4 protein-coding genes are annotated in these 3841 nt (G+C 45.5%); all 4 read left to right on the forward strand.

The features are described 5' to 3' along the window. Positions 1–270 (forward strand): NADH-quinone oxidoreductase subunit L (locus WKI49_04695; protein ID MEJ7621795.1); only part of this gene is annotated, 270 nt, incomplete at its 5' end. 3 nt (positions 271–273) lie between these two features. Next, complete coding sequence (locus WKI49_04700; GenBank protein ID MEJ7621796.1) at positions 274–1749, forward strand: NuoM family protein; 1476 nt, start codon at positions 274–276, stop codon at positions 1747–1749. Positions 1750–1752: 3 nt separating this feature from the next. Next, positions 1753–3135 (forward strand): NADH-quinone oxidoreductase subunit N, encoded by a 1383-nt coding sequence (locus WKI49_04705; GenBank protein ID MEJ7621797.1) that lies wholly within the window; start codon positions 1753–1755, stop codon positions 3133–3135. Beyond that, positions 3135–3767: an MBL fold metallo-hydrolase gene (locus tag WKI49_04710; protein ID MEJ7621798.1), complete on the forward strand. Its 633-nt coding sequence runs from the start codon at positions 3135–3137 to the stop codon at positions 3765–3767. The genes WKI49_04705 and WKI49_04710 overlap by 1 nt, the downstream gene beginning before the upstream one ends. Positions 3768–3841 lie beyond the last annotated feature (74 nt).

Genomic DNA, 3841 nt, shown 5'->3' on the forward strand with positions numbered 1-3841 from the left:
AAGCCTTTGCATACTACCTTCAAAGAGCAGTTCTTTACTGAAAGGCTTTACCATAAAGTCTTGGCAGGTGGCTACCTCTTCTACTCTAAAATACTTTACATGACCGCAGAAAGACAGCTCATAGACGGGCTTGTAAATGCCACCTATCCAGTGGCGAGGGGTGCAGGAAGTGTCCTTAGAATGCTTCAAGCAGGCAAGTTAAACCTTTATGCCTTGTTTATGGCTTTTGGCTTTTTGGCTTTGCTTTTCATAACAATTTTGTGGAGGTAAAGGATGGAAAACCTTCTAAACATCGCCATATTCTTGCCACTGCTCGGTGCTATCCTTGTGGGAATAGTTAGAAACGAAAAGTTTTCCAAAGTAGTATCTCTAAGCATATCCTCTGTGGTGTTTCTCATAATACTTTATCTTTTCCTCAACTTTGACTGGTCTGCTCAAGGCTTTCAGTATGTGACAAAGCTAAACTGGATACCCTCCTTAGGCATCTCCTACCATGTGGGTGTGGATGGTATGGCTATTTCCTTGCTATTGATGACCTCTTTGGTCTTTGTGTCCGCCTTTTTGTGGTCCCTTAAGATAGAGGACAGACCAAATCTATACTTTGCCCTCTTTCTTGCCCTTGAGACCGCCTGTCTTGGAGTTTTCTCCGCCCTTGACCTTTTCCTCTTCTACCTTTTCTGGGAGGGTATGCTCATACCCATGTATTTCATCATAGGTCTTTGGGGGCATGACAGAAAAGTTTACGCAGCGAACAAGTTCTTTGTGTATACCTTTTTTGGAAGTGTGTTTCTTCTTCTCGGACTTGCCAGCATAGTGGTCTATGGCTATATAATGACCGGAACCATATCCTTTGACTACACCTTCCATATGGCTTTCTCTTATCCCATGTTTCTGCAAATAGCAGGCTTTCTACTCTTTGGTCTTGGCTTTGCAGTAAAGATTCCCATGTGGCCAGTCCACACTTGGCTTCCTGATGCCCACGTGGAAGCTCCAACCGCAGGCTCTATGGTGCTCGCCGCCGTGCTTCTCAAGATGGGAACTTACGGCTTTGTAAGATACTCACTGCCCCTCTTCCCCGATGCCAGCAAATACTTTATTCCTCTCATATTCTTCCTGAGTGTGGTAGCCATAATCTACACCGCCATGATGGCAATAGCCCAAACCCACATAAAAAGGCTTATTGCTTATTCTTCCATAAGCCACATGGGCGTAGTGACCCTTGGAACCTTTGCCATGGACCTTAACGCATTAAACGGAGCTATATACATGATGATAGCTCACGGTCTTTCCTCTGCCGCACTGTTCATGTCCGCAGGCTTTATATACGACAGAGTCCACTCCTATCATATGGATGACCTTGGAGGCTTGGCAAGGTATGTGCCAAAACTGGCAGTGTTTTTCATGATATCTGGTCTTGCAGGTATAGGCTTCCCTGGTCTTGCAGGCTTTGTGGCAGAGTTTTTGGTCTTTCTTGGCACATACAAAAACTTCCCCGTATGGGCTTTTATAGCAGGCGTAGGTATTGTGCTTTCTGCAGCATACTTCCTCTATATGTATAAAAGGGTCATGTTTGAGGAGGAGACCCTTTCCGAATACAGGTTGGAAAAGTGGAAACAACTAAAAGACTTGGAGCTTCACCACATGCTCTCCTTTATACTCATAATCGCCTCCGCCTTTATCATGGGTCTTTATCCCTATCCCTTTGTAAAGATAATAGAACACACTTCCCGATACGTGCTCGGAGGTTAAGAGGTGAACTGGAACGCAGTAATCCCCGAACTGGTGCTTGCCCTTGGCATACTTTTGGTCTTTGTCCTTGACCTCTTTTCTGACAAAAAGCACTACAGACTTTTGAGTGTTATCTCCGCCCTTGTGCCTATCGCTTCCCTTATAAGCCTTCTCTTTGTGCAGTATCCCGCAAGAACCCTTTTTGACCTTTTTGAGGTAAACGCCCTCAACCTGCTGGGAAAAGCCATTTTGTATATACTCACAAGCCTTGCCATATTTTCCATGCATGACTACTATGAGAAAAAAGGCTCTGTATACACAGAGCTTTCTTATCTTCCCCTTCTTTCTACACTTGGGCTTTCAATTTTAATATCCTCGGCAAACCTTGTCCTTGTCTTTGTATCCCTTGAACTTGCCAGCATAGGCATGTATGTTATGGTCTCCCTTTTGAGGGATGATTACCTTTCCAAAGAAGCAGGCTACAAGTATCTAATGATAGGCTCTGTTGGGACTTCTATGCTTGCTCTTGGCTCTGTTTTTTACTATGCCAGCACGGGAAGCCTATTTCTAAAGGAATACAGGGACGAAAACAGTCTCTTTTTGCTTTCCATGTTCCTTCTGCTCTCCGCCCTTGCCCTAAAGGCTTCTGCAGTTCCCTATCACTTTTGGACACCGGATGCCTATGAGGGTGCTCCCACACCCATAACAGGATACCTCTCCTCTGTCCCCAAAGTAGCCCTATACTTCCTATTGGTTGAGCTTCTTGGCTACTTTTACCACCTCAAGCAGTGGCTAATACTGGTAGCTATCCTTTCTATTCTTTCCATGTTTTATGCCAACTTTGTGGCATACACCCAAAGGTCTGTAAAAAGGCTTATGGCATACTCCACCATAGCCCACGCAGGCTACTTCTTACTTGGTCTAAGCCTTGCAGACCCACAGCTTCAAAAAGCCCTTCTTTTCTATGTCTCTCTGTATGCCTTTGCAAGTCTTGGAACTTTTACCATAATGTCAGTGCTTGAGAAAAGGTCTGGCTTTTCCCACCACATCCTTGACTACAGAGGACTATACAAGGACCATCCAATCCTCGCATCCCTCTTTGCCCTCTTCCTCTTTGCCTTCATAGGCATACCACCCATGGCACTCTTTGTAGGTAAACTAACCCTCTTTATGGGATTGGTTAATAACATGCTCCTACCTTTGGCTATAGCCCTCGTCCTTGCCAGCATCCTGTCCGCAGGCTATTATCTAAGAGTGGTCGTATCCCTATTCCTACAAGAGGGAGAAAGAAGGTTTCCACCCGCAAAGGTCTCAGGAGGCGAAGCCCTAACACTGCTCCTTTGCTCCCTTCTTATGGTGCTTCTTGGCATATTCCCCAACCTACTTTATGACCTTATAAAACTCTGATGCTCCTAAAGGTCTTACCTGTAGGACTGCTCTCTGTTAACTGCTCCTTGATAGTGGACGAGGAGAGCGGAAAAGCCCTCGTAGTAGACCCGGGAGCGGACGCCCAAAAGATAATAAGAGAGTTAGAGAGCTACGAGCTTGTAGGCATAGTAGCCACACACGGACACATAGACCACGTGGGTCAAGTAAAGACCCTAAAGGAAAGGTTTAATGTTCCCTTCTATATGCACCCAGCGGACACCTTCCTTATAAACGACCCCATATGGCATGGCTTTGAAAGACAAATAGGAGCAAACCTACCCTGCCCAGAGCCAGACATAGAGCTAAAAGACCAGATGGAAATAAAACTGGGAGACACCACCCTTCGCATAATCCACACACCCGGACACACCCCCGGTCTTTGCTGTCTTTATGAAGAAAAGAGCAAAACCCTTATAGCAGGAGACCTACTCTTTAGAGGTGGAGTAGGCAGGTGGGACTTACCCGGCGGAGACCTCAATGCACTAAGAAACTCCTTAAGGAGAATCTTTTCAGAGCTTGAGGACGATGTATTGGTAATATGCGGACACTACGAAGAGACCACCATAGGACAAGAAAGAAAGTTCAACCCATACCTAAGACAGCTGTTATAATATTTTTGAGGCTAACTTAGGGGTCTATAGCCCCTTGACATCTTGGCAGTTGAATAGGCTTTTTGGTCTTTGAA

Source organism: Aquificaceae bacterium (assembly GCA_037722135.1).
Classification (GTDB): Bacteria; Aquificota; Aquificia; order Aquificales; family Aquificaceae; genus Pampinifervens; species Pampinifervens sericum.

Coding starts and splice junctions, on each gene's coding strand:
- WKI49_04710 (MEJ7621798.1), top strand. CDS start 3,135: ATGCTCCTAAAGGTCTTACCTGTAGGACTGCTCTCTGTTAACTGCTCC.
- WKI49_04700 (MEJ7621796.1), top strand. CDS start 274: ATGGAAAACCTTCTAAACATCGCCATATTCTTGCCACTGCTCGGTGCT.